We start from the raw sequence: 26,519 nt of genomic DNA, 5'->3' as shown, positions 1-26,519 counted from the left end.
TTCGGCAAAAAATCAGTAGAACCAGCGGTGCAACACAGAATTGTGTAGCGAGAAGACGACAAACCTTACTTCTGAATTAACTAAGTGCCGAAAAGTCGAAGGTCGTTTATGACAGGCAGGCGATCCGGCGAGCGCCGGATCGGGGATGACACACTTTATTTCGCGCGTGCGGTCTGGGGCGTCATGGCAGCGACTTGTGCCTCGAATCGGGCGTAGCGCCCATCGAGCTGTTTCGCTAAGCGTTGTTTTTCTGCAACGGGCAGGAAGGCGTAGCGGATGCTGTTGTACGACGCCTTCTTGATTTCCGCGTAAGAAGGCTTGAACTGGCTGGCAAATTGCACGTACTCGTGCGACAGCGTGTGGCGGGTCACGCCAGCGTCGTCGGTCGAAATCACATACGGCACGCCATACTTGCGGTACAGGTGGATCGGATGATCCGCGCCGGCCACGCCGCTGATGAATGCGTTCGAGGTCAGGTTGATCTCGACCGGAATATCCTTCTCGCGCATGGTCTTGATGATGGCCGGTGCGTTGGCTTCATGCGCCAGGTCCAGGCCATGGCCGATGCGGTCGGCGCCGGCAATGCCCAGGGCGCTGTCGATGTGGAACTTCAGGCCTTCCGGCGGCACTTCGCCCAGCGCCAGTTCGCCCGCGTGCATGGCCACCTTGACGTCCGGATACACGGTCTTGAGGAAGCGGAACATCTTCATGTGCAGCAGGTAGTCACGCATCGACACGTGCAGGCTTTCCTGGCCGACGATGTTCACGCCGACGATGCGCCCGCCCTTGGCGGCCGCCTTGAAGCTCGACACCATCGCCGAGAACACCTGCGACGGCGCCAGGAGGCGCAGCGTGTAGTTCTGGTAGCGCATCGTGAAGCGCTCGTCGTCGATGCCTTCCGATGCAGCGTTGATCTGCGCGACGAAGCTGTCGATCGACGTGTTGTAGGCGGCGTTGGCGTCCAGCGCCGCCAGCTCGGCGCGCAACTGGGCGCCCAGCGCCGCGTCGTCGTTCACGCTGGCGCGGGTGCTGGTATCGAAGGCGGCGTTGGCCACGAATGGCGAGAGCAGGAACATCGTTTCGATGTAGCCGACATTTTCGGCGATGGCGCGCGCCTTGATCTCTTGCAGGCCTTCGCGCAAGTTGTCGTTGGCCACCGGGCCGAAGTAGCCGAAGGTGCCGAAGAACAGGCGGTCCGGCGCCGGCTGGATTGCGACGTGGTTGCTGAAATCCTTGTTCGACCAGCGCTTGACCAGCTCGCGCCAGGTGTTTTCGTCGGCATTGACTTGTGCGCCCGACAGGCAGGTGCGTTCAGCCGCCGGTTTGGCGCGCTGCGCGGCGATGGTCGCCTTGTCGGTCTCGATGCGGTAGGTGTTCTTGTCGATGCAGAACCCCTGCTTGTCGACGAAATCGACATAGGTCTCGGCATAGATCGCGCCCGAATAATGGTGGTGCAAATCGCCGCCCTTGGGCATCTGCGTGAAGAACATCGTCAGCTCGGACAGGCGCGGCGTGCTGCCCTCGATCAGGCTGGCGTAGTGGCGCGCGGTGGCTGCTTCGTTGGCGGTGACCGATGGCGCACGGGCCAGGACGGGCGAAGCGACGACGGCCAGCGCCAGCAGCGCACTGCCGGGCAAATACTTGTGCATGGTGAGACTTTCAGGGTGGATGGCAAGCGTCAGACTCTAACGCCTTCGCCCAAGGTTGGCAATATTGCAGCTTGGACCGCCGCCGTGACTCTTATGCGTAGGGTGGACGGCTGCGCCGTCCACGCGGTGATGGTTGGCAGCCAGATCATCCGGCACGACAACGGCGCCGCTGACGATCAACGCGTGGAAGGCAGAGCCTTCCACCCTACGTGCCTCGGCAAATCAACGTTCGTGCACCAGCCGACCATACGAATACGTCGCGGCCACCGTGCGGTCATCACCCAGCAGCGCCAGCGCGAACAGCAGCTCTTCGAGCGAGTGGCTGTGACTCGTGCGGCGCGCCATCAGCGGCGTCGCCTCGCGGTCAAGCACCACGAAGTCCGCTTCGAGGCCGGGCGCAAAGCTGCCGATCGTGTCGTCCAGTCCCATCGCGCGCGCGGCGCCCAGCGTGGCCAGGTAAAACATGCGCAGCGCGGTGAGGTAACTGCCCTTCATGCGCGCGACCTTGTACGCTTCGTTCATCGTCTGCAGCAGCGAGAACGACGTGCCGGCGCCCACGTCCGTGCCCAGCGACAGCAGCATGCTGGCCTTGTCGGCGCGCTCGAAGTCGAACAGGCCGCTGCCCAGGAACAGGTTCGATGTGGGGCACACGGCGGCGGCCGAGCCGGTGGCCGCCATGCGCGCCATGTCTTCGTCGTCGAGCCAGATGCAGTGGCCGAACATCGCGCGCGGGCGCATCAGGCCATAGCTGTCGTACACGTCGAGATAGCTGCGCGCCTGCGGGAACAGCTCGCCGACCCAGCTGCACTCGTCACGGTTCTCGGCCACGTGGGTCTGAATGAAGGTGTCCGGGTATGCCGCCGCCAGTTCGCCCGTCAGGCGCAATTGGGCTTCGGTCGACGTCGGCGCAAAGCGCGGCGTGATCGCATACAGCGCGCGGCCGCGCTTGTGCCAGCGCTTGATCAGCGCTTCGCTCTCGCCCAATTCGCCTTCGAGGTCACGCAGGAAGTCGGGGCAGTTGCGGTCCATGAGCACCTTGCCGGCCACCATGCGCAGGTTGCGCGCTTCGCTCGCGGCAAAGAACGCGTCGACCGATTGCGGGTGCACGGTGCAGTAGACCATCGCCGTGGTGGTGCCGCAGCGCAGCAGCTCGTCGAGGAAGAAGTCGGCCGTGGTGCGGCCATCCTCGTGATCTTCGTAGCGACGCTCGGTCGGGAACGTATAGGTCTCGAGCCACGGCAGCAGGCCCGGGGCTGGCGAGGCAATCATGTCGGTCTGCGGGTAATGCAGGTGCGTGTCGATGAAGCCGGGGACGATCAGCTTGCCGCGGTAGTCGACGGGTTCGAGACCCGCAGGCAGCGTGGGCGCGAGCGCGGCGTAGTCGCCAGCGGCCTGGATGCGGCCGTCTTCGACGATCAGCAGGCCGTCTTCGTACAACAGCGCGGCGCCGTCGTCGAACGCCGGATCGGCGCGAAAGTGCAGCAGGCTGGCGCGATAGGCCTGCACATTGGGTGATGCAGTGGGCATTACAGGAATTCCGGTTGAGGTTCGGGGTGATGTGCAGCTTCCCACACGGCCAGCAATTGCGCCACACTCGACGCCGCAATCACGGCCGGGGCCTTGCCGGCAATCTCGGGCAGGCCGATCGGGCAGACCATATTGGCCAGGCGCGCATCGTCGATGCCGCGCTCGCGCAGGCGCGCTTCGAACTGGCTGCGTTTGGTGCCTGATCCAATCAGGCCGAACCAGTCGGGCGTGGCCGGATGCGCGGGGCGGGCCAGGATCGCATGGCACAGCCGCAGGTCGAGCGCGTGGCTGTGGGTCATGACGAGAAAGCTCGTGCCGGGCGCGGCGTGGTCTACCAGCGCCTCGGGCGTATCGGTCGCCTCGATCGTCACGTTGGGGGGGATGGATGCCGGGAACATGGCGTCGCGTTCGTCGACCCATGTCACGCGGCATGGCAACTCGGCCAGCGCACGGACGATGGCGGCGCCCACATGGCCGGCGCCAAACAGCATCAGGTGCGCGCGCGGCGCCAGGACCGGGTCGATTAGCCAGCGGCGACCACCCTCGCCTTCCAGCACCTGGGCCTCGGGTACGCGTTCGAACGCTGGCGCGTCCGGCGTGCCCGCGAGCAGCGCCGCGTCGTCGAACAAGGCCCATTCGAACGCGCCGTCCAGCGCAACGAGGCGCCAGGTGTCGACGTTGCGGCGTGCCCGCAGCAGGTCAACCTGCGCGGCATCGACACGTTCAAACGCCAGCCAGGCAACGCCGCCGCAGCACTGGCCCAGGCTCGGGCCCAGCGCAAAGCGCTCGAAGCGACGCGCTTCGCCAAGCTGCAGCATCGTGCGCGCAATTTCCAGCGCGCGGTGTTCGAGATGGCCGCCGCCGATGGTGTCATCAAAATCGTGCGCGCGCACCAGCATCTTCGCGCCCGGCTCGCGCGGCGCCGAGCCCTTCACGGCCGCCACCGTGACCAGCACGGACGGCACATCGCCCTGGGCGCGCAACCAGTCCATCGTCAAGCGCGCGCGCCGGCGGCGCCCTCGACAAACGCGATCGCATCCAGAATGGCTTCGCTCGTTGCGGGGGCATTGAGCGGTGGATTGACCCGGTGCCCGCCCACGCTCGAAATGGCGTCGCGCAGCGCGAAGAAGACCGAGAACGGCAGCAGCAATGGCGGCTCGCCCACGGCCTTGGAGCGGTGGATGCTGTCTTCGACGTTGGCATTGTCGAACAACGCGATGCGGAAATCCTCCGGGCAGTCCGACACCGCAGGAATCTTGTAGGTCGACGGCGCATGCGTCATCAGCTTGCCGGCCGGGTTCCACCACAATTCCTCGGTCGTCAGCCACCCCATGCCCTGAATGAACGCACCTTCGACCTGGCCGATATCGATGGCCGGATTGAGCGAGCGGCCGGCGTCGTACAGCGCGTCCACGCGCAGCAGCTTCCATTCGCCCGTGAGCGTGTCGACCACCACTTCGGACACCGCCGCGCCGTACGCGAAGTAGGAGAACGGGCGGCCCGTCATCGTCTTCGGGTCCCAGTGCAGGCCGGGCGTCGCATAGAAACCATCGGACCACAGCTGCACGCGCGCCAGGTAAGCCTTGGCGACGAGTTCCTCGAACGGCAGCGCCAGACCGGCGACGAACACGGTGCCAGCCGCGAAGCGCACGTCGCTGGCCGCGCCGCCGTACTGCTGCGCGGCGAATTGCGCGAGGCGCGCGCGGATCTTGCCGGCCGCATCCTGCGCAGCCTTGCCGTTCAGGTCCGCGCCGGTCGAAGCGGCGGTGGCCGACGTGTTCGAGACCTTGCTGGTGTTGGTCGCGGTGGCGCGCACGCGACCGAGTTCGACGCCCAGCTCGTGCGCCACGATCTGCATCACCTTGGTGTTGATGCCCTGCCCCATCTCGGTGCCGCCGTGGTTGACGAGGATGGAGCCGTCCACATAAACATGCACCAGCGCGCCGGCCTGGTTCAGGTGCGTGACATTGAACGCGATGCCGAACTTGAGCGGCGTGAGCGCCAGCCCCTTCTTGAGCACGGGGCTGGTGCGGTTGTAGTCATCCACGGCCGCGCGGCGCGCGCGGTAGTCGCTGCCCGCTTCCAGTTCGGCCACCAGTTCGGGGATGACGTTGTCGACAATGGTCTGGCCGTAGGGCGTGACGTTGCGATCCTGCGCGCCGTAGAAATTCAGGCGCCGGATATCGAGCGCGTCGCGGCCCAGGTTACGCGCGATCTCATCGAGTACGTATTCGATGGCGATGGCGCCCTGCGGACCGCCGAAGCCGCGAAACGCGGTGTTCGATTGGGTGTTGGTCTTGCCGCAGGCGGCGCGGATGTCGACGTCGGACAGGTAATACGCATTGTCGAAGTGGCAAACGGCGCGTGTGGCCACGGGGCCGGACAAATCGGCCGAGTAGCCGGCGCGCGTGACCATGTCGACCCGCGCGGCCAGGATACGACCTTCGGCGTCGTAGCCGACCTCGTACTCGTAATGGAAGCAGTGGCGCTTGCCGGTGACGAGCATGTCGTCGTCGCGGTCGGCGCGCAGCTTGACGGGGCGGCCCGTACGCACTGCGGCGATGGCCGCCGCCGCGGCCCACAGCGCCGACTGCGATTCCTTGCCGCCGAAGCCCCCGCCCATGCGGCGGCACTCGACCGTCACGTGGTGCGAGTGCAGGCCGAGTGCATGGGCGATCACATGCTGCATCTCGCTCGGGTGCTGGGTCGACGAGTACACGTGCATGCCGCGGTCTTCGCCGGGAATCGCATACGCGATCTGGCCTTCGAGGTAAAACTGCTCCTGCCCGCCCACGTACAGCTGGCCCTTGACCGTGTGCGGCGCGCGCGCGAATGCGGCTTCGGCATCGCCGCGTGTCAGGCGCATGGGCGGGAGCACGTACGATTGCGCAGCGCGCGCCGCCTGCGGGGTCAGGATCGCCGGCAGGTCCTCGTAGGTCACCTGCGCCAGGCGCGCCGCACGGCGTGCATTGTCGTGGCTGTCAGCGACGACGATGAAGATCGGCTGGCCGACATACTGCACCAGGCCATCGGCCAGGATCGGATCGTCATGGATGATCGGGCCGCAATCGTTCAGGCCCGGGATGTCGGCCACGGTCAGCACGGCAACCACACCGGCGCTGGCACGAACCGGCGCCAGGTCGATGGCAGTGATGTGCGCATGCGCGCGGGTCGACAAACCCAACGCCGCATGCAGCGTGCCGGCCAGCTCGGCGATATCGTCGGTGAAGGTGGCGCCGCCGCGCACGTGCAGTTCGCTCGACTCGTGCTTGCGCGCGCGCCCGACTTCGGCCCAGGCGTCCAGGTTCTTGATGCCGCCGTCGTTCATGGTCGTCTCCTCAGGCGCCGGCAAAGGCATTGACTGCCTGCGCGGGCAGAGGGTCGTGCAGGCGCGTCTCGAGCCAGAAGCGGCGCAGCAGGTTCTGCGCGGTGCGCATCCGGTAGCTGCTCGAAGCCCTCGCGTCAGTGAGCGGCGCATAGTCGCGGCCCAGCGCCGCCATCGCCGTGCTCAACACGGCTTCGGTCCACGGCTGGCCCAGCAACGCGGCCTCAGCCTGCGCGGCGCGCTGTGGTGTTGCGGCCATGCCGCCGAACGCGATGCGGGCGTCGACGATCGTCTGGCCGTCGAGCACGATGGCAAACGCGGCGCACACGGCCGAAATGTCCTGGTCGAAGCGCTTGGCCAGTTTATAGGTGCGAAAGCGCAGGCCTGGACGCGATTGCGGCAGCGGCACGCGTACGGCCTGGACGAATTCACCGGGCCGCAGATCCTTCTTCTGGTAGCCCAGGTAAAAGTCGTCCAGCGCCAGCACGCGCGTACCGGCGCTGCTGGTCAGGACCACCTGGCTGCCCAGCGCAATCATCCACGGCATCGAGTCGCCGATCGGCGAGCCGTTGGCCACGTTGCCGCCCAGCGTGCCGGCATGGCGGATCGGCAGCGACGCGAAGCGCTGCCAGAGTTCCGTGAGTTCATCGGGATAGCGCGCGGCCAGTGCCTGATAGGCGTCCTGCAGCGAGACTCCGGCGCCGATCTCCAGCATGCCGTCAAGCTCGCGCATCGTCTTGAGCTCGGCGACCTGGCCAAGATAGATCACGTCGCCCAGTTCGCGCAGGTGCTTGGTGACCCACAGCCCGACGTCGGTCGAACCGGCCAGCAGCACGGCGGCCGGATGGTCAGCGCGCAGTGCCGCCAGTTCGGCCACGGTGCGCGGCACATGGAAGTGCTGGCCATGCGCGGCGTATGTGAAGCCGTGGCTGCGCTGCAGCGTGCGCAGGCGCTCGGCCAGCGCAGCGCGGTCGAAGGCGATGGGCGGCAGTTCGACCATGCGGCGCGCAGCATCGATGATCGGGCGGTAGCCGGTGCAGCGGCACAGGTTGCCGGACAGCGCATCGTTGATCTGGCAGCGCGATGGCGTGCGCCCTTCCTGCTTCAGGTACATGCCAAACAGCGACATCGCGAATCCCGGCGTGCAAAAGCCGCATTGCGAACCGTGGCATTCGACCAGCGCCTGCTGCACGGGATGGGGCGCGCCATCGGGCTGCGCCAGGTCTTCCACTGTGAACAGCGCCTTGCCGTCGAGCGTCGGCGTGAACTGGATGCAGGCGTTCACCGCGCGCAGCGCCAGTTCGCCCTCTTCCAGCGAACCGATCACGACGGTGCAGGCGCCGCAGTCGCCTTCGGCGCAACCTTCCTTGGTGCCGGTGCAGCGCAAGTCCTCCCGCAGATGCTGCAGGATGGTTTGCGTGGGCTTCACGTCGCGCAGTTCGCGCACCTGGCCCTGGTAGAGGAATCGGATCGGTTCTGACATGCCTGTCTTTGGTGAGTGGATTGCTGAACGCCAAAGGCGGAAGGCTACCATTCACGGCCCACCAACCCATAATCAATGAATGATATAGCTCATATCATGAAACATATAATGCAACGCCATCACATGGGGCAAGGATGCACCATTTTCCAATGATTGGCGATATCGATGCGCCGCGTGACCCAGACCTTGTCGTGCCGGCCCACGTAATCGAGAAAGCGTGCCAGCGCCGCCGTGCGGCCCGGGCGGCCCGCCAGGCGGCAATGCAGGCCGACCGACAGCATCTTCGGCTGGTTCAGGCCATCCGGATCGCCCTCGGCGTACAGCACATCGAACGCGTCCTTCAGGTAATCGAAGAACTGCGTGCCCGAATTGAAGCCGCCGGCCGAGGCGAAGCGCATGTCGTTGGTGTCGAGCGTGTACGGCACCACCAGGTGCGGCGTGCAGCGCACCGCCCCATCCGGGCCGGCCGCGTCAACCTGCTGCCAGAACGGCAGGTCGTCGCCGTAATGGTCGGCGTCGTAGGCAAACCCGCCATGCTCGACCACGAGGCGGCGCGTGTTGGGCGAATCGCGCCCCGTGTACCAGCCCTGCGGCGGCGCGCCCGTCAGGTCGCGGAAAATCGCCACGGCTTCGTGCAGGTGCGCGCGCTCGGTGGCTTCGTCGACGTTCTGGTACGAAATCCAGCGCAGTCCGTGGCAGGCGATCTCATGGCCCAACTCCTGGAACGCGGCCACCGCCTCGGGATGGCGCGCCAGCGCCTGCGCCACGCCGAACACGGTCAGCGGCAACTTGCGGTCCTCGAACAGGCGCAGCAGGCGCCACAGGCCGGCGCGCGAGCCGTATTCGTAGAGCGACTCCATGCTCATGTGGCGCGCGGGGAAGGCGCTGGCGCCGACGATCTCGGACAGGAACGTTTCGGACGCCGCATCGCCATGCAGCACGTTGTTCTCGGCGCCTTCTTCGTAGTTGAGCACGAACTGCAGCGCAATGCGCGCCCTGCCCGGCCACTGCGGATGAGGCGGCGTGCGGCCGTAGCCGGCCAGGTCGCGTGGGTAGGAAGTCGGCATCAGCATTCCAGATGGAGTTGGTCCACTCACATCGTGCCATGCCATGCGTGCAGCAGTCCAGTATGGATGCCCGGTGCGTCGTTGTTTACGTCATTCGCAACGATTCAACCACCGGTCCCGGGCGCACCCGGCCGTCGATGAAGCGTTCCTTGAGCGCAGTGCGCCCGACCCCCGCAACCGCCCCGACGTCGACGATCAGCGTCGAGCCAGGCGCTGCCTTCTGCAGGGCCGACAGGAAGCCACCGAGCAGGCGGCGCGTCAGCGCCTGGTGATCGTCCAGCACCGTCACACGGTCGGCGGCGCCCCACTCGAACTGCACCCCGACCACCCGCGCTTCGGTGGCCAGCAGATCCAGCAGGTCCTGCACGATGTCCGCAAGCGCCAAGGGCTCGGGCTGGGCCGGGCCAGTGTGCTCGAGCGCCAGCACACGCCAGGTGCGCGCCTGACGGGCAAACTGCGCGCTCATCGCCTTGGATGTCTGCACCATGGTGCTGACGTCGGCGCCGGCGGCAATCCGGCGCGCCGCGACCTCCATGCGCAGGCGGGCGCTCGTCAGGCGTTGCAGCATGTCCTGCCGCAGGCGTTCCAGCGTGTGCTCCAACTCCTGGCCGCTGATGCCGGAGAGCCACTTGGCCAGCAAATCGCATTCCACCGCTTCGGTGGCGCAGAACAGGATGTCACGCACGCGATCGGCCGTGGCCAGCGTCCGCACCGACATGCTCAGTACGCCCATGGGACCTTGCGGCCCGGTGATCGGTACACCCTGGCACGTGAAGGCATGAAAGCCCTCGATGAAATGTTCGGGGCCGACCAGTTCTACATAGCCGTTCTCGGCGATGGCGGTGCCAACGCCGTTGGCGCCGGCATGCGCCTCATCGAGCAGGGAGCCCGGCCGCGGGAAGTTTTCATCGGCCATGGTTTCAGGGTCGCCAGCAAGGCACAGCAGCCGGCCGTCAGTGTCCGCCAGCATCGCCGCGTGTCGGCTCTCACCTGCCGCTCTGGACAAGGCCCCGAGAAACGGCGCTGTTGCCGTGATGAGCTCATGACGCTCTGCGAGCAGCTGCTGTGTGTCGTGTTCCCCCAGCAGATCGGCGCGGCCGAGGCGAGGATTACACCCACTGGCGCGTGCGCGGTCCCACGCTCTGAGCACGTACGGCCGCAGCGTGTCCGGCGCCAGCTCCTGGTGCTGCACGTAGCGTTCCCACACGGCGCGCACCTGCTCGACATCGGGATGCCTGACGTTGGACAGAAAATGCATCAGGCCATTCCTGCACTCGGCGCGCGCCCGCCTGGCAGCAGGCTTCGCATCAGGCGGACCATCTGGTCGAACTCGAATGGCTTGGACAACGCCTCATTGAAGCCGGCGGCGGCCGATTCAGCGGCCAGGCTCGCCATGGCCGACACCAGTACTGCAGGCGCCGCCAACCCGCATTCCCGCATCTGCCTGAGCGTCTGCGAGCCGTTCAACCACGGCATGCGATAGTCGAGCATGACCAGATCCGGGCTCAACCCGTCACAGATGGCGGCCACGGCTTGCCGCGGGTCGTCGTGCGTTGACACCCGAAAGCCTTCAGTTTCGAGCAGCCATGCGACGCTCTCGAGCAAATCCAGCTCGTCGTCTACGATCAATACGTGCCATTTGCCTGTCATCCCTCATGATACACCCGCTTACCATGATTCAACTCAGCGCTCATACCGACACGCGGCATTGCTGCTCTATGCATGCGGCCGGCGCGCCTCGGCGGAACTACATGTTTCGTCACCGACTTCGTGCGCGTTATGATGAGCTATCACTAGAAAGGGAGGACACCCATGGGCAAACTCACCACCCACGTACTCGACACCGCGCACGGTTGCCCCGGCGCCGGCATCACCGTCGAGCTGTACGCGATCGACGCGGCCGGCCGCACGCTACTCAAGGCCGACGTGACGAACGACGACGGCCGCTGCGCCACGCCACTACTCGATGCAGCGGCGCTGCGCCCGGGCCAGTACGAACTGGTGTTTCATGCCGGGGACTATTACGCGGCGCGCGGCGTGGCCTTATCCACCCCGCGCTTTCTCGACCGCATCACGCTGGGCTTCGGCATCGCGGCCACGGACCAGAATTACCACGTGCCGCTGGTGATGACGCCCTGGTCGTACTCGACCTACCGGGGCAGCTAGCTTGGCACCGCACCGGCGCGGCCCCGCACGCATCGGCATCGGCCTGGCCCAGGGCGTGCTGCTGTACCTGCTCTACACGGCGCTGCAGGATACGCTTTGGCCCGCGACGGCTCCCCTGCTGTTCGCGCCGCTGGTGATGCTCGGCGTGCTGCTGCCGGTGATCCTGATCACCGGCCTTGGGCATCTGCCGCGCCGGACGCTGGCAGGCTGGGTCGCCAGCGCGGCCATCGCGATCGCGCTGCTGGCAGTGCATGACATCTGGCGCCGGCTGGGCGGCGTCGATGTGCTGCGCCCGACCCCGTCCGGCCCCTTGACGGTGTGCCTGGCGACCGGCTGCTTCATCGCCCACGCGCTGGTGCTTGCCGGCGCGCGCGAGCGCCGGCGCATCGCAGCGTATGCCACGTATTTCGACGTGGCCTGGACCCTCGGCCTGCAGCTCGCCTTCAGCGCCCTGTTCGTCGGCGCGACCTGGCTCGTGCTGCAACTGGGCGCATCGCTGTTCGACCTGATCCGGCTCGACTTCCTGAGCCAGGCCATGCGCAAGGCCTGGTTCTCCATTCCCGTCACGGCGTTCGCCTTCGCCTGCGCACTGCACCTGACCGACGTCAAGCCGGCCATCGTGCGCGGCATCCGCAATCTGGTGCACGTGCTGCTGTCGTGGACGCTGCCGGTGCTCACGCTGCTGGTGGGCGGCTTCCTGGCCAGCCTGCCGTTTACCGGGCTCGAGCCGCTGTGGGCCACGCGCAGCGCCGCCGGGATGCTGCTGTCGGCGGCGGCCAGTTTCGTGGTGCTGATCAATGCGGCCTGGCAGGATGGCAGCGAGCGCCCGGCGCGTGTCATCGCCGTCTCGGCGCGCGTGGCGAGCCTGCTGCTGGTGCCGCTGACGCTGCTCGCCGCCTATGCCCTCGCGCTGCGCGTGCTCGATCATGGCTGGTCGCTTGACCGCGTGATCGCCGCCGCCTGCCTGCTGGTGGCGGCCTGCTATGCCGGCGGCTATGCGGCAGCGGCCCTGCGGCGCGGCTGGCTGCCCACGCTGGCCGGCGTGAACATCGCCGCCGCCTTCGCGGTGCTCGGCGTGCTGGCGCTGCTGCTCTCGCCGTTCGGCGATCCGGGCCGCATCGCCGTGGCGAGCCAACTGGCGCGCCTGGATGCCGGCCAGATCACGTTACGGCAACTGGACGTGGCCTATCTGTGGCAGCACGGCGCGCGTTACGGCCGCGCTGCACTGGCCCGGCTGCAGAGCAGCACGACCGGCCCGGATGCCGCCTGGCTGCGGACCGAACTGGCGCGCCTGCGCCAGCCTGCCCAGGACACCGGCGTCATGAACCCGGCCGAGCAACTGCGGGTATGGCCGGCGGGCGCCACGCTGCCGGCCGGCTTCGCGCAGACCGACTGGCGCCGCACGCCCCAATGGGCGCGCCTGCCGCAATGCATGCGCAGCCAGAACGCGGTGTGCGACGCATTCGTGCTCGACCTGGGCGGCGACGCCCGGCCCGAGGTCGTGGTGGTCGGCGCTGATGGTAATGGCGATGCAGATGGCGGCGCCGTCTTGCAGCAGGACGCACGCGGCGCGTGGAAACTGGCTGCCGGCCTGCCCGTCATGCTTGGCGACTGCACGCCGGTGTTCAACGCCATGCGCGCTGGCCGCTTGCGCGCCGCGCCGCCGGTGCTGGCCGATCTGGAGATCGATGGCCGCCGCATCCCCCTGCAAAACGATCCCGGTCATCTGGATTGCAGTGCGCCATCCGTCAAGCCTGTCGATTAACTTGCAATAAAGGAATGTGCTTTGACTACCTTGTGTGTCAGTCAGGCCACATTCCAACCGGAAATATCTCCAATACTCTCGGTATGTCATAAAACTGTTGCCGTAAATATTGCCGTCTGGATAGAATAAATTCCAGTATGTACCGGCGCTCCTGCTTGCTGCCCTTGTCAGCGCCGTCGTTTCCAGCAGCCTACGTTTCAGCACACCCCTATTATGAAAAAAACAATGATCGCCAGTCTGCTGGCGCTGCCTCTGTGCGCGTCGGTCGCACAAGCACAGGAGAACGCCGTCAAAATCAGCGGTTTCGGCACCGCTGCCGCCACCTACGCGGATGACGACCGCGCCGAATTTGCCCGCCCGAATCAGGCCAGTGGCAGCGCGGGTGATTTCCGCACCGGCATCGACTCGAACCTCGGCCTGCAAGCCGACTACACCGTCAACGACTGGCTGTCGCTGACCGCCCAGGGCCTCGTGCGCAAGGATGCCGAAGAAGGCTATGGCGCTGAACTGAGCTGGGCCTTCGCCAAGTTCCGCATCTCGGATGAACTGAGCGTGCGCGTGGGCCGCGTCGGCCTGCCGATCTTCATGATCTCGGACTACCGCAACGTCGGCTATGCCAACACCATGCTGCGCCCACCGTCGGAAGTGTATTCGCAAGTACCATTCAACAGCGTCGACGGCGCCGACATCACCTGGCGCCACGAGTTCGGCAACACCAGCCTGACGACGCAGTTCGCAGCCGGCAGCACCAAGGCGCCGGTGACGAGCTTCCACGTGCGCGGCAAGGACATCCTGGCGCTGAACCTGGTGGCCGAGAATGGCCCGTTCACGCTGCGCGTGGGCCACGCCCGCACCAAGGTCACGCTGGACGACCTGCCATCGCTCAATACGCTGGTCGGCTCGCTGCGCGCCGCTGGCGCCGGCTACCGCCTGCCACAGCTGACCGCGCTGGCAAGCGAAGTGGAAGCCAAGGGCGACAAGGGCACGTTCAATTCGATCGGCCTGACCGCCGACTGGAACAACTTCGTGCTGCAAAGCGAATTTGCCAAGCGCAAGACCGAGACCTACATCAACGACACGACGTCGTGGTACGTGATGGGTGGCTACCGCATCGGCAAGTTCCTGCCGTACTACACGCGCTCGGAACTGAAGATCGACAGCACCATCAACAACACCGTGCCGACCGCCTGCCCGGCCGGCTTCCCGGCCGCCTGCACCCCGACCCTGCAGGCGCTGCGCGCTGGCGTCAGCCGCATTGCCGTCTCGGGCGTTGGCCAGGGCGAGCAGACCACCGACACCATCGGCGTGCGCTGGGACTTCTACAAGTCGGCCGCACTGAAGGTGCAGATCGACCGCATCAAGCCAACCGGCAGCGGCCTGTTCATCAATGTCAAGCCGGGCTTCTCCGGTCCTGTGACCGTCGGCGCCGTCGCGCTCGACTTCGTGTTCTAAGGAGCGCCCATGAAAAAATTCCTCATCGCTGCCTGCCTGAGCACCGCTTTCACTGCACTGCCGGCCCTCGCCGAAGTCGTCGTCGTCGTCAATCCGAAGGCCGCCGAGAGCGCGCTGACCAAGGACCAGGTCGCCCAGTTCTTCCTCGGTAAATCGACGTCGATGACGCCGATCGACCAGCCCGACAGCGCCCCGGTGCGCGCCGAGTTCTACAAGAAGGTCGCGGACAAGGACGCGGCCCAGGCCAAGGCCCTGTGGTCCAAGCTGGTATTCACCGGCAAGGCCACGATGCCGAAGGAAGTCGCCGACCACGCCGCCGTCAAGGCTGCCGTCGCCGCCAACCCGAAGGCCATCGGCTACATCGACAAGAGCGCCGTCGATGCGAGCGTCAAGGTCGTCCTCATCCCATAAGCAAGCACTAACCACGCCCGCCACCGGCTCTGCGCCGCGTGGCGGGCGTTGTATCTGGAGACAAGCATGAGCATCAAGCGCAGGATCTGGGCATTGCCCATCATTTCCGCCATCATCTTCGGCCTGGGGGCCGGCATCAGCGCGACCATCGCGAACGGCGCCCTGAAGTCGATCACCACCACCGAGTCGGTGGACTATCCGCTGATGGACGCGGTCAAGGTCCTGTCGCTCGACATCGGGGCCGTCACCGTCATGCTGACCGATGCCGTCACCGAGAATGACAAGGCGCTCGTCGACCAGGCCAACAACCAGGCCGCCAAGGTGCGCACGGCGCTTGAGCAGTTGGGGAAAATCCCCGGCCAACAAGACACGAGCGCACGCCTGAACACCGAATTCACCGCTTACTACACGCCTGCGCTGTCCACGGCCCGCATCATGCTCGAGATGGAGCAAGGTGACCCGCAGGCCACCGTCGGCGCCATGCAGAAGGCACTGGCCACGCTCAATGCCGACCTGGCCAAGACGGCCGATCTGGCACAGCGCCAGTTCGCGGCCGGCATCGAAGCCAGCCAGAACAGCGTGCGCCAGACCGTCATCGCGATGGTGCTGTCGGCCCTGATCGTGATCGCGGTGCTGGTGGCGATCTCGTGGTTCATGGTCCGCACGATCTGGCAGCAGCTCGGCGGCGAGCCGGCCTATGCGCGCACGATCGCGCAGGCCGTGGCCGCCGGCGACCTGTCGATGGAGATCCACACCGACGCGGGCGACAGTAGCAGCCTGCTGGCCGCGCTGAAGGAAATGCGCAACCGCCTGTCGACGCTGGTGGGCGACATCAAGGCCTCGGCCGATGCCATCGCGAGCGCCAGCAGCGAGATCGCCAGCGGCAACGCCGACCTGGCCAGCCGCACCGAATCGCAGGCATCGAACGTCGACCGCACCACGCGCGCGATGGCCGAGCTGACGGGCGAAGTGCGCCAGAACGCTGCCAACGCAAGCGAAGCCAGTGCGCTGGTGGTCACGGCCAACGAGATCGCCTCACGCGGCGGCGACGTCGTCGGTGGCGTGGTCACGACGATGGGCGACATCAGCGCCTCGTCGAAAAAGATCGTTGACATCATCGCGACCATTGACGGCATCGCGTTCCAGACCAATATCCTGGCCCTGAATGCGGCCGTTGAAGCGGCCCGCGCCGGTGAGCAGGGCCGCGGCTTTGCCGTGGTGGCCAGCGAAGTGCGCACGCTGGCGCATCGCTCGGCAGCGGCCGCCAAGGAAATCAAGGAATTGATCGGCGACTCGGTCGCCAAGGTCGGCGCCGGCAGCGCGCTGGTGGACCAGGCCGGCGTGACGATGGCGCAGATCGTCGAGGCCGTGGGCAAGGTGCAAACCATCATGCTCGAGATCCGCGATGCCGGTACGCGTCAGAACGCGGGCATCGAAGATATTGGCCTGGCCATCGGCAGCATCGACGCGATGACGCAGCAAAATGCGGCGCTGGTCGAGGAAGCGGCAGCTGCGGCCGAATCGCTGACGGGCCAGACCGGCCACCTGACCGATGCGCTGGCCGTGTTCAAGCTCGCACATGCGCCTGGCGTGACGGACTCAGCCGCCCGCACGCGCCTGGCGCTCACGCACTAACACGCATGCAATATTAGCGAGCTGAAGTGTTGCGAAAACCCAGCTTTGCAAGGCGACCACAACCGTAATGGCTTTACCAAGAGTGTTTCATCGCCGCCAAGGCGGCTCACTCTGTAGCGCGGCCGATGCGCGCAGCGCCATGTGGACGATCCGGCATCCATGCCAGATTGTCCACATGCCCGTCTTGCTGCACGTCACACCAAATCCTTTACAAAATTAGTGCCCATAGGCATCATCCCTTGATCCGCCGGTGACTCTGGCGTCCTGGTCACTTTCCTGAGGTACCCACACCCGGCTCATATGGCAGCAGTCCTCCCTCATCCGACCACCGGCACACCGTTGTCGGGCCTTGCGCGCGCGCTCGTCCAGGCCAACCGCCTGAGCGCCGTGCAGGCGGACATGCTGCACAAGAAGGCCGCGCAGGAAAAGATCGCGTTCATTGATGCGCTGCTGGCCAGTGGCGCGATCGAGGCGCGCACGCTGGCCGCCTTTTGTGCCGAGACCTTCGGCTATCCGCTGCTCGACCTGTCGGCCTTTTCGGTGGGCGTGCTGCCCGCAAGCGCCATCGACGCCAAGCTGATGCAGGCCCAGCGCGTGATCGCGCTGGCCAAGCGCGGCAACAAGCTGTCCGTCGCGCTGTCCGACCCCACCAACAGCCAGGCGCTGGACCAGATCAAGTTCCAGAGCGAGGCCACGGTCGAACCGGTGATCGTGCCGCACGACGCCCTGCTGGCCCTGCTGGCGGTCATCGCCAAGGGCGCCGAGCAGGACCTGAGCGACCTGGCCGGCGAAGAAGCGGCGATCGAGTTCGCCGACGACGACAAGGAAGCCGCGCCGCCCGAAGCGGCCAACGACGTCGAGGACGCGCCGATCGTGCGTTTCCTGAACAAGATCCTGATCGACGCGGTGACGATGGGCGCATCGGACATCCACTTCGAGCCCTTCGAAAAGTTCTACCGCATCCGCCTGCGCGTGGACGGCGTGCTGCGCGACCACGCCTCGCCGCCGCTGGCAATCCGCGAAAAGCTGGTCTCGCGCATCAAGGTGCTGGCGCGCCTGGACATCGCCGAAAAGCGCGTGCCGCAGGATGGCCGCATGCGACTGATCATGTCGGCCACGCGCACGATCGATTTTCGCGTCAGCACGCTGCCCACGCTGTTCGGCGAAAAGACCGTCATGCGTATCCTGGACGCGACCCAGGCCCAGATGGGCATCGACGCGCTCGGCTACGATCCCGACCAGAAAGCGCTGCTGCTCGACGCCATCGCCCGCCCCTACGGCATGGTGCTGGTGACCGGGCCGACCGGCTCCGGCAAGACCGTCTCGCTGTACAGCTGCCTGAACCTGCTCAACAAGCCGGGCATCAATATCTCGACCGCAGAAGACCCGGCCGAGATCAACCTGCCCGGCGTGAACCAGGTCAACGTCAACGAAAAAGCCGGCCTGACTTTCCCTGTTGCCTTGAAGTCCTTCTTGCGCCAGGATCCCGACATCATCATGGTCGGCGAGATCCGCGACCTGGAAACGGCCGACATCGCAATCAAGGCCGCGCAGACCGGCCACATGGTGTTCTCGACGCTGCACACGAACGATGCGCCGTCGACGCTGACGCGCCTGATGAACATGGGCGTGGCGCCGTTCAACATCGCCTCGTCGGTCATCCTGATCACGGCCCAGCGCCTCGCGCGCCGCCTGTGCTCCTGCAAGCAGCCGCTCGAGACGAGCCACGAAGCGATGCTCGCCGCCGGCTACCGCGAGACCGACATCGACGACTCGTGGAAGCCGTACGGCCCGGTCGGCTGCGACCGCTGCCTGGGCTCGGGCTACAAGGGCCGGGTCGGCATCTACCAGATCATGCCGATCTCGCCGGCGATCGAAGCACTGATCCTCGCCAACGGCAATGCGATGGAAATCGCGGCCCAGGCCGAGAAGGAAGGCGTGAACTCGCTGCGCCGCTCGGGCCTCATGAAAGTCAAGCAAGGCCTGACCAGCGTCGAAGAAGTCCTCGGCTGCACCAACGAATAAGACCCTGAACAGGAACCCCCATGGCAACTTCCCTATCCCCCAAGAGCCGCGGCGCACAGGTCAAGGAGAACGTGTACGCGTGGGAAGGCAAGGACAAGACCGGACGCACCGTGCGCGGCGAAGTGCGCGCCGGCGGCGAAGCGATCGTCAACGTGACGCTGCGCCGCCAGGGCATCATGGTCACCAAGGTCAAGAAGAAGGTCTACCGCAGCGGCAAGAAGATCACCGACAAGGACCTGACCATGTTCACGCGCCAGCTCGCGACCATGATGAAGGCCGGCGTGCCGCTGCTGCAATCGTTCGACATCGTCGGCAAGGGCCACGGCAACCCGTCGATGGCCAAGCTGATCCAGGACCTGCGCAACGACGTCGAAACCGGCACGAGCCTGAACCGCGCATTCCGCAAGTTCCCGCTGTACTTCGATCCACTGTTCTGCAACCTGGTCGGGGCCGGCGAACAGGCCGGTATCCTGGAAGACCTGCTCACGCGCCTGGCGATCTACAAAGAGAAAACGCTCGCGCTCAAGGGCAAGATCAAGTCGGCGCTGACCTACCCGATCGCCATCCTGGCCATTGCGTTCATCGTCACCGCCGTGATCATGATCTGGGTGGTGCCGGCTTTCAAGCAGGTGTTCGAAAGCTTCGGCGCCGACCTGCCCACGCCCACGCTGGTGGTGATGGCGATCTCGGACTTCTTCGTCACCTGGTGGTACCTGATCTTCGGCTCGATGTTCGCCACCGGCTACTTCTTCTTCCAGGCCTGGCGCCGCTCGCTGAAGATGCAGCAGGCCATGGACCGCCTGCTGCTGCGCCTGCCGATCTTCGGCCCCGTGATCCGCAAGGCCACCATCGCGCGCTGGACGCGCACGCTGGCCACCATGTTCGCCGCCGGCGTGCCGCTGGTGGAGGCGCTCGATTCGGTCGGTGGCGCATCCGGCAATGCCGTCTACCTGGAAGCGACGCGCAAGATCCAGAACGAGGTCAGCACCGGCACGAGCCTGACGGCGTCGATGCAGAATGTCGACGTGTTCCCGAACCTGGTGATCCAGATGGTGCAGATCGGCGAAGAATCCGGCTCGCTCGACGCCATGCTGGGCAAGGTCGCGGACTTCTTCGAGGAAGAAGTCGACGAGGCTGTCGCGGCGCTGTCGTCGCTGATGGAGCCGTTGATCATGGTGATTCTCGGCGTGCTGATCGGCGGGCTGGTGGTTGCGATGTATTTGCCGATCTTCAAGCTGGGGTCGGTGGTGTAGGCGCGGTCTGCAGGTTTTCGGAAAACGTTACGGTGAACGCGCCGTGGAGCTCAGGTAGGAGCAGCCTTTTCAGGCCCGTGAAAATGTGCGCATCTTTCCCGCGTTGAGTGTGCCAAACTTTTGATCCTCCCCTCATCTGGAAGCGGATCTCAACATGCGTATCGCATTTGGCATCGCGGTACTGGCCGCGATGTTTTTCACGCCTGCCGTCGGTGCTGAAGCGCCTGCCGAGACCATGTCTGTTTCATTGGCACGTGAAGTCGCCAGCAAGACGGTCGCGCTTGTCGAAAGCCGTGGCCTGTACCCACGCCAGCAGGCCGAATTTGACCGGGCCAGGATGGCACTGTTGGCCATCCTGGATGGTCAACCCCTGGAAGTCGACCGAACAGAGCTGTACACACGCATCACTGGTCTCCTAGCGACCCTCGACACGAACGGGCATAGTTTCCTGATCCCTGCACGCCATGAATTGACCGTACAGCGCACTCAAACAGCATCGAGCGATCTTCCTCCGGCTACTTTCCTGGTGCTGCAAACAAGCAAAGGCAAAGTATTGCGCTGGACACCGCCGCCTTCCGTCAACAACAGCATGACGGCAATTGGCCCGTACCTGACACGCTTCCATGATGAGGCCGAGACAACGCCCGATATCATTGACACCTGCGCCCTGGTGGTCGACCTGAGCGAGCAGACTGGTGGCAATGCCTGGCCGCCCCTCGTGGCGATGCATCCATTGTTCAGCGATGCCAACAACGCGATGTGGGTCGACCGCGATGGCAAGCGCACGGCGCTGATGAATCGTGCTGGCCTGCAAGAAATGAGCCAGAGAACGGGTGAAGGCCGGGCAAATCCGTTAAGCCGCTTCGACGAGGGACCGCTGGCGGTCGTCACCGACAAACGCACGTCGAGTGCAGGGGAAATGTTGTTGATTGCTCTGCTTGGCGAGGCCAGAGTGCAGACGTTTGGCAGCACCTCGTCAGGGATGACGACTGCGAACGCGACCTATCCTTTGCCGGATGGCTCGACCCTGGTGTTAACGCAGTCCCGGTATGCGATTGGAAACGGGCCGGTTGTTCGTGGAGGCATTGAACCGATGCGCCAAATTAATCCGAAAGAGAACTCAGCCGATCGGATTGCCAAGGCTGCTGAATGGGTAGCGGCAAACTCCGTAGGTTGTCGTCCCACCGGACACAATTAACAGCTATCCAACAAAGCCTTTGGCCATCCGGTTTGGGTCGACAGCTGCCTGTCGAAACAGTCAGTGACTTTCCGTCCCGGCAACCTGCCAAGCTATGACCGACCGGATTCGTCCAGAAACGGTCTTTAATTAGCCTCAGAACAAGGGAAGCAATGCACAAACAAGTTAATAAATACCTCGTTATCGGCGCTCTGCTTAGTGGAATCGCGGCTGTTTTGCACCTTTTGATGATACTTGCGGTAGTCAGGGTCAGGTCTGACATTTGGACACGGACTCTTCCTTAGGCCGTTCATGTAGCCAGTGTAGCCAGGGTCTGTAGCCAGGGTCAGGTCTGACATTTGGACACGGACTCTTCCTTAGTCCGGTGACAGGGCTTTCGTAAATAGACTTTTGTTAAGCTCGCGTGTGAATGCCAGACCTGATCCTCTTCGTACGTTGAACTCGTGTCCGAATGCCAGACCTGACCCTGCTCGTGTGACCCTGCTCGTGTGACCCTGTTCATGCGTGACCCTCTTCATGCGCTACCTCAACTGACGTAGATCAGGCCACTCATACAGAGAGTGGCAAGCGATGAGTGCCAAGACCATGTTCGTGTATGTCCACTATCGACCTTGGATTCAACCGGTCGGTGCGCACGCTAGACGTGCCAGCACGTCAAGTTCGTTTTTTAGTTTGGGAACATATGGACGGCTTAAGCATGCTCAGCCCGCCTCGCTGCGGTCGCGGCCGGCCGCCTTGGCGCGGTAGAGAGCGGCGTCAGCGCGCGCCATCAGGGCTTCCAGGCTCTCGTCTGGTGCCTGCTGGCTGGCAATGCCGATGCTGACCGTGTAGTCTGGCACGTCGCCGCCGCGCGCTGCGAACAGCGACGCATGGATGCGTTGCGCCATCGCTTTTGCCCGCTCAGCCGTGGTTCTCGATAGCAGCACGATGAACTCCTCACCGCCAAAGCGCGCCACGTGATCGATCTCGCGCAGGGCCGAGATGGTGGTGCGCGCCGCATGCACCAGTACCTGATCGCCGACTGCGTGACCGTGCTGGTCGTTGATGGCCTTGAAGTAATCGAGGTCGATGCTGAGCAGGGAGATGGGCGCGCCGTGGCGTTTCATGAGCGCCACCTCGCGGCGGTAAGCGGCGGCAAAACCGCGTCGGTTCAGCACCCCGGTCAGCGGGTCCGTGCAGGAGCGGTGCTCCATCACAACCTGCAGGCGCCGGGTGGCGACGGTCATAAAACCCACCGCCATCATCAGCGTCATGAAGTTGGCGGATAACAGGAAAATGCCCTGTACCGTGCTGTTGCTGGCATTGCTGGTGCCAACCGCGCCATTGAGCGCCGCGACGAACCGTAACAGCAGTACCATGGACTGCACCAGCAACAGCGAGCCGAAGAACCAGCTGGAGAAGTGGCGTTCACCATGGCGCACCAGCAGCACCAGTTGCGCCACGTAGAACGATAGCGTCAACAATGAAAACACCGCTACCCGCAACGCGTAGTCCTGGGTGATCACATACCAGCCGACCAGACAGCCCATGCCGGCCACCCACGCCAGCGCCAACCACCACCAGCTCGGCTTACGGCCATAGAATAACTGGGTGCCGATCAGCATCAGACCGGCAGCGCCCAGCATGGTGCTATTGGCCACGAACAGCAACAGCCCTTCCGGAATCAATGGCCCCGCGCAGAATAGCAAGCCGCTCACCGTCAGCGACAACATGCCTAGCGATTGATGGCCCAACCCTCGCACTTCGACAGGGAAGCTACGGTACGCGGAAAACAACACGATGGTCATCGCCGCCGCCATCATGGTCGACGTAAGAACGATGGTTGCAGGATCAAGCGATGTCACAGTGGCAAATCAGGAGGGGTCGTGATCCGCGAGGATACCAGCAACCTCTACCATGCCGTAAGGCTGGTCGGCTTCCCGGTCGTTTCTGCACCACACTATTATTTTGGCCCCGAGTAACGAGAACAACCTATCGCCCAATTTGCGCTGTTTCGTCTGTAGACAGACCAGGGCTACACCGCAAACACGCATCCCCATGGCCATTGGCCGCTTAGAACAACGTCCGCCCTCTCCCGTCACTCAGAAGTCGTACCGCAGCCCAACCGCCAGCGCACGACCACCACGCACACCCGCATCCACGTCCGCCAGGCCGCCACGGCGCGTCGTCAGCGCCGCCGTCTCGGCTTCGTGATACAGCTCGGCAAACAGCCTGGCGTCGCGCGACAGTGCGTAATCAATGCCGAGGTGGATGATCTCGTCGCCGTAGTTATCCACCTTCGCAAGCATCAGCTTGATCGTGCTCTTGCCCAGCGCATAGTGGCCATACAGATTGATAGCGCGGTTGCCATCGGTCGAGAAGCCGCCTGGCTGGCGGTTGCCCGTCTCGAATGCCTCGTACTTCACCGCGAGGTACAGGGCATCGGCCTGGTGGCTCAGCGTGACGCCGTAGATGCGGTTCTTGCCATAGCCCGCATCGCCCCGGTCATCGACGCCTGCCGCCAGGCGGGTGTCGCCGCGGACATACGTCGCCACCGCCTGCCAGCGCCGGTCGTCGATGCGCGATGTCGAGCGGCGGTTGCCGCTGCTGGGTGCATAGCCTGCGCCAAACGACAGGCCGTTGTAGGCCGGGGTCGCATACGCCAGCGCTTTGGCCACCCGGAACACGGTGTAGGTCGCATAGCCGCTGTAGTAAGTGCTGAACATGTCCACCGGCGCCGCCACGGCGTTGTAGTAAGGCATCCACTGCTGGCCGTAGGTGAGCGCGCCGAGCGTGCCCTTCACCCCGACGCTGGCGATGCGGATGTTTTCATCCTGGTCGTAGGGATCGCGCAGTCTGGCATTGGCGACGTCGACCGGCAGCTCGACCTGGCCGACGAGCGCCAGGCCCGTATTGATCGGGTAGGTGCCGCTGACGCCTACGCGCGAATACGCGTCGCGCAGGCCGGTATAGGAATCGGCACGGTCGGGATGGACCGATTCGACCTGGGTGCGCAGCGAGCCGTAGAAGTCGAGCTCCGGCGTGTCCTGCGCGAACGCGGCGCTGCAGCAGAGAGAGCCCGATAATGCAAACGCCATGCGGGCAGGTGTGGTGGTAAGGAAGGTCATCGATGGTCTCCAAAGGTCAGGACCATAAGGTCAAATTAAAGCGGCAAGATGGGTGGCCACCGGCATCAGCCCGAGCACCAGTTCGCGCACCCCGTCCCAGACGATCTGCACGCCCAGACACAGCAGGATGAACGCAGTCAGGCGCAGGAAGACGGCAGTGCCGGCTTCGCCGATCAGGCGCAGGAAATGTTCGCCGTAGCGGAACGCCAGGTACAGCAACACGCCAATGAGGCCCAGGGCGAGCAAGGCGCCGCCCATGCGCGCCAGTGAAAACACCACCTTGACATCATGCAGGGCCACACCGACCGTGATGGCGACGGCGATCGAGGCCGGCCCACAGCTGATCGGAAAGGTCAGCGGATAAAAGGCTTGCCGCTGGGCGTGTTCCGGCGTGAAGGTTTCGGCCAGGGAGGCCCGGCTGTCGGGCGTGGCAGGCGTCGCCCCGAGCAGGCGCCAGGCGACGGATGCCAGGATCAGGCCACCGCCAATGCGGACGATCGGTAGCGAGATGCCGAAGAAATCGAGGACGTACGAACCGATCAGCATCGAACCGGCCATCAGCCAGAACATGTTGCGGGCGATGCGACGTGCCAGCAGCGTGCGGATCGGCGGCGATGCGCCCTCGGTCAGGCTCAGGAAAATCGGCGCAGTCGCGGCAGGATTAAGGATTGGCAACATCGTCACCAATACAAACAGGAAGCTCCTGGCTGCCACCAGAATAAGTTCGATCGTCATGGATAGTCCGGCAGCCCCGTCAGGCTGCACCTCGGTTGCCAGCGCATGGGGCCGCTGGCGTAGTGATTGTTCACGTGCACACCTTCAAGCGAAACACGACGCGTGCCGATGTGGAACCTGCCGTCGTCGCGGGGCTCTTTTGTCTGACAGCAGAAACTGTACAGGAAGGTCGAGGGTGATGGACACACGACTGACGTCAGCATGCCGATCGGAAAGCATCGTTTACCGCCGGCACACCCCCAAAAAAAGCGGCGCCGCCAGCACCGGATCACGTGAATGACCCTGTACCGACGGCGCCGCCGTCACGCTACCCTCACAGGTTTAGTGCTTGGTATCGCCCTTGTCCATCTCGTGGATCTCGTGGTCCTTCAGTGCCTTGCGCACCTTGGCCACATCCGCTGCACCGACTGGCGCGGCCTTGTTACCCCAGGCATTGCGCACGAAGGTGGTCAGGTGCGCCGTCTCTTCGTCCGACAGACGCCATGCGAAGCCTGGCATGCCCAGTTCCGATGGCGCCGTCCTGGTCGAAGGCAGGCGTGCGCCGGCCAGGATCACGCGAATCAGCGAGCTCGGGTCTTGTTGCAGCACGGTCGGGTTGCCCGGCAGCGCCGGGAACACATTGCCCGAGGCCTTGCCGTCGACACGGTGGCAGGCCGAGCAATTGTCCAGGTACAGCTGGACACCGCGCTGGCTGTCGTCGCCGCTCATGATGGCGTCGACCGTCGCCGTGCTGGCCGTGAAGCTGGCTTTCTTGTTGCCCGTGGCCGGCAGCGTCTTGAGGTAGCCTGCCATGGCGCTCAGGTCGTCATCCGTCATGTTCTGCGTGCTGTGCAGGACGACGTCCTGCATCGGCTCGCCGAGCACGCCGGAATGGCTGTTGCGGCCGGTCTTGAGGGTATCGACGATATCCTTCTCGCTCCAGTTGCCCATGCCGTCGACCTTGTCACCACGCAGGTTCACCGCGAGCCAGCCGTCGATCAGCGGACCGCCTGCCAGGTACTCGGGACCGGACTCGTCCAGCGCCAGTTCGTTGAGCGTGGCAGCGCGCGGGGTGTGGCAGGTGCCACAGTGACCCAGGCTCTGCACCAGGTAGGCGCCACGCGCAATGCGCTGGTCGGCGTACTTCGACAGGTCCATCGGGCCCTGCACCGGCACGAAGGTCTTGCGCCAGATGCCCAGCGGCCAGCGGATCGACAGCGGCCAGCGGATGTCGGCCTCACGGTTCGCGGCGCTTGCCGGCGCCACGCCGTGCATGAAGTAGGCGTACAGCGCGCGCAGGTCGTCGTCGCTCATGCGGGCATACGACGGGAACGGCATCGCCGGATACAGCGTGCCACCGGTTGGCGTGATGCCGTGGCGGATCGCGCGGTCGAAATCGTCCAGCGTGTAGTTGCCGATACCGGTCGTCTTGTCCGGCGTGATGTTCGTCGAGTACATATTGCCGATCGGCGACTGGATTACGCGGCCGCCCGCAAAGGCTTTACCGCTTGGTGCCGTGTGGCAGGCGATACAGTCCGAGGCGGTGGCGACGTAGCGCCCCTTCTCGATCAGGCCGGCATCAGGCCTGGCGCCCGCGGCAAGCTGCGGACCGGGTTCGATCTTGCGCGTCTCGGTCGGCGCGACGGCGTAACCGTACATGCCGGCAACCACCAGAGCGCCAACGATGCCAAGGGTCAGGAGGACTTTTTTCACAGGTTTTTTTGTCGTCATCTGTTCGTCCT

Annotated in this window: 20 protein-coding genes; 8 read left to right on the top strand and 12 right to left on the bottom strand. The window is 64.8% G+C overall.

Annotated elements, in window-relative coordinates; all coding sequences use genetic code 11:
* Nucleotides 1–155: 155 nt before the first annotated feature.
* The 8 genes from AC1MGT_RS16330 to AC1MGT_RS16295 all read right to left on the bottom strand — a co-directional run bounded on the left by AC1MGT_RS16330 (nucleotide 156) and on the right by AC1MGT_RS16295 (nucleotide 10,680).
* Nucleotides 156–1,649 carry an adenosine deaminase gene (locus AC1MGT_RS16330; RefSeq protein ID WP_499501049.1) on the bottom strand — a complete coding sequence of 498 codons (1,494 nt, stop codon included), beginning with the start codon at nucleotides 1,647–1,649 and terminating at the stop codon, nucleotides 156–158.
* Between the two features lie 222 nt (nucleotides 1,650–1,871).
* The gene (gene guaD, locus AC1MGT_RS16325; protein WP_499501048.1) at nucleotides 1,872–3,176 is read right to left on the bottom strand and encodes a guanine deaminase; all 1,305 of its coding nucleotides are present in this window, start codon (nucleotides 3,174–3,176) and stop codon (nucleotides 1,872–1,874) included.
* Complete coding sequence (gene xdhC, locus AC1MGT_RS16320; protein WP_499504301.1) at nucleotides 3,176–4,168, bottom strand: xanthine dehydrogenase accessory protein XdhC; 993 nt, start codon at nucleotides 4,166–4,168, stop codon at nucleotides 3,176–3,178. The genes guaD and xdhC overlap by 1 nt, the downstream gene beginning before the upstream one ends.
* Nucleotides 4,169–4,170: 2 nt before the next feature.
* Entirely contained in the window at nucleotides 4,171–6,504 is a 2,334-nt protein-coding gene (xdhB, locus tag AC1MGT_RS16315; protein ID WP_499501047.1) for a xanthine dehydrogenase molybdopterin binding subunit, read from the bottom strand.
* Nucleotides 6,505–6,514: 10 nt separating this feature from the next.
* Nucleotides 6,515–7,984: a xanthine dehydrogenase small subunit gene (gene xdhA, locus AC1MGT_RS16310; protein ID WP_499501045.1), complete on the bottom strand. Its 1,470-nt coding sequence runs from the start codon at nucleotides 7,982–7,984 to the stop codon at nucleotides 6,515–6,517.
* Between the two features lie 119 nt (nucleotides 7,985–8,103).
* On the bottom strand, nucleotides 8,104–9,051 hold the full coding sequence (gene puuE, locus AC1MGT_RS16305) for an allantoinase PuuE (protein ID WP_499501044.1): 948 nt from the start codon (nucleotides 9,049–9,051) through the stop codon (nucleotides 8,104–8,106).
* Between the two features lie 85 nt (nucleotides 9,052–9,136).
* Nucleotides 9,137–10,309 (bottom strand): hypothetical protein, encoded by a 1,173-nt coding sequence (locus AC1MGT_RS16300; protein ID WP_499501043.1) that lies wholly within the window; start codon nucleotides 10,307–10,309, stop codon nucleotides 9,137–9,139.
* On the bottom strand, nucleotides 10,309–10,680 hold the full coding sequence (locus AC1MGT_RS16295) for a response regulator (protein WP_499501042.1): 372 nt from the start codon (nucleotides 10,678–10,680) through the stop codon (nucleotides 10,309–10,311). Before AC1MGT_RS16295 ends, AC1MGT_RS16300 begins: the two co-directional genes overlap by 1 nt.
* Nucleotides 10,681–10,863: 183 nt before the next feature.
* On the opposite strand from AC1MGT_RS16295, the gene uraH reads away from it, so the two are divergent.
* The 8 genes from uraH to AC1MGT_RS16255 all read left to right on the top strand — a co-directional run bounded on the left by uraH (nucleotide 10,864) and on the right by AC1MGT_RS16255 (nucleotide 20,956).
* Nucleotides 10,864–11,217 (top strand): hydroxyisourate hydrolase, encoded by a 354-nt coding sequence (uraH, locus tag AC1MGT_RS16290; protein WP_499501041.1) that lies wholly within the window; start codon nucleotides 10,864–10,866, stop codon nucleotides 11,215–11,217.
* Between the two features lies 1 nt (nucleotide 11,218).
* Complete coding sequence (locus tag AC1MGT_RS16285) at nucleotides 11,219–12,982, top strand: DUF4153 domain-containing protein (protein WP_499501040.1); 1,764 nt, start codon at nucleotides 11,219–11,221, stop codon at nucleotides 12,980–12,982.
* A gap of 213 nt (nucleotides 12,983–13,195) precedes the next feature.
* Nucleotides 13,196–14,434: a porin gene (locus AC1MGT_RS16280; RefSeq protein WP_499501039.1), complete on the top strand. Its 1,239-nt coding sequence runs from the start codon at nucleotides 13,196–13,198 to the stop codon at nucleotides 14,432–14,434.
* Between the two features lie 9 nt (nucleotides 14,435–14,443).
* Nucleotides 14,444–14,845, top strand: a complete 402-nt coding sequence (locus AC1MGT_RS16275) for a hypothetical protein (RefSeq protein WP_499501038.1) — start codon at nucleotides 14,444–14,446, stop codon at nucleotides 14,843–14,845.
* Nucleotides 14,846–14,911: 66 nt separating this feature from the next.
* Nucleotides 14,912–16,480 carry a methyl-accepting chemotaxis protein gene (locus tag AC1MGT_RS16270; RefSeq protein WP_499501037.1) on the top strand — a complete coding sequence of 523 codons (1,569 nt, stop codon included), beginning with the start codon at nucleotides 14,912–14,914 and terminating at the stop codon, nucleotides 16,478–16,480.
* A gap of 300 nt (nucleotides 16,481–16,780) precedes the next feature.
* A complete protein-coding gene (pilB, locus tag AC1MGT_RS16265) occupies nucleotides 16,781–18,505 on the top strand; it encodes a type IV-A pilus assembly ATPase PilB (protein ID WP_499501036.1) in 1,725 nt (574 codons plus the stop codon).
* Nucleotides 18,506–18,525: 20 nt separating this feature from the next.
* Nucleotides 18,526–19,758 (top strand): type II secretion system F family protein, encoded by a 1,233-nt coding sequence (locus tag AC1MGT_RS16260; RefSeq protein WP_183557297.1) that lies wholly within the window; start codon nucleotides 18,526–18,528, stop codon nucleotides 19,756–19,758.
* Between the two features lie 154 nt (nucleotides 19,759–19,912).
* Nucleotides 19,913–20,956 (top strand): S41 family peptidase, encoded by a 1,044-nt coding sequence (locus AC1MGT_RS16255; protein WP_499501035.1) that lies wholly within the window; start codon nucleotides 19,913–19,915, stop codon nucleotides 20,954–20,956.
* A 701-nt stretch (nucleotides 20,957–21,657) separates the two neighbouring features.
* On the opposite strand, the gene AC1MGT_RS16250 is transcribed toward AC1MGT_RS16255, so the two are convergent.
* From AC1MGT_RS16250 to AC1MGT_RS16235, 4 genes are all read right to left on the bottom strand, one after another.
* Nucleotides 21,658–22,743: a GGDEF domain-containing protein gene (locus tag AC1MGT_RS16250; protein WP_499501034.1), complete on the bottom strand. Its 1,086-nt coding sequence runs from the start codon at nucleotides 22,741–22,743 to the stop codon at nucleotides 21,658–21,660.
* 294 nt (nucleotides 22,744–23,037) lie between these two features.
* On the bottom strand, nucleotides 23,038–24,063 hold the full coding sequence (locus tag AC1MGT_RS16245; RefSeq protein WP_499501033.1) for a porin: 1,026 nt from the start codon (nucleotides 24,061–24,063) through the stop codon (nucleotides 23,038–23,040).
* A gap of 30 nt (nucleotides 24,064–24,093) precedes the next feature.
* A complete protein-coding gene (locus AC1MGT_RS16240) occupies nucleotides 24,094–24,798 on the bottom strand; it encodes a MarC family protein (RefSeq protein ID WP_499501032.1) in 705 nt (234 codons plus the stop codon).
* 321 nt (nucleotides 24,799–25,119) lie between these two features.
* A complete protein-coding gene (locus tag AC1MGT_RS16235) occupies nucleotides 25,120–26,508 on the bottom strand; it encodes a c-type cytochrome (protein ID WP_499501031.1) in 1,389 nt (462 codons plus the stop codon).
* Nucleotides 26,509–26,519: the final 11 nt, after the last annotated feature.

The sequence above is a fragment of the Telluria sp. BA11 genome (assembly GCF_056680305.1).
Note: the sequence above shows the minus strand (reverse complement) of the source record. Positions and strands in the feature narration are given on the sequence as shown.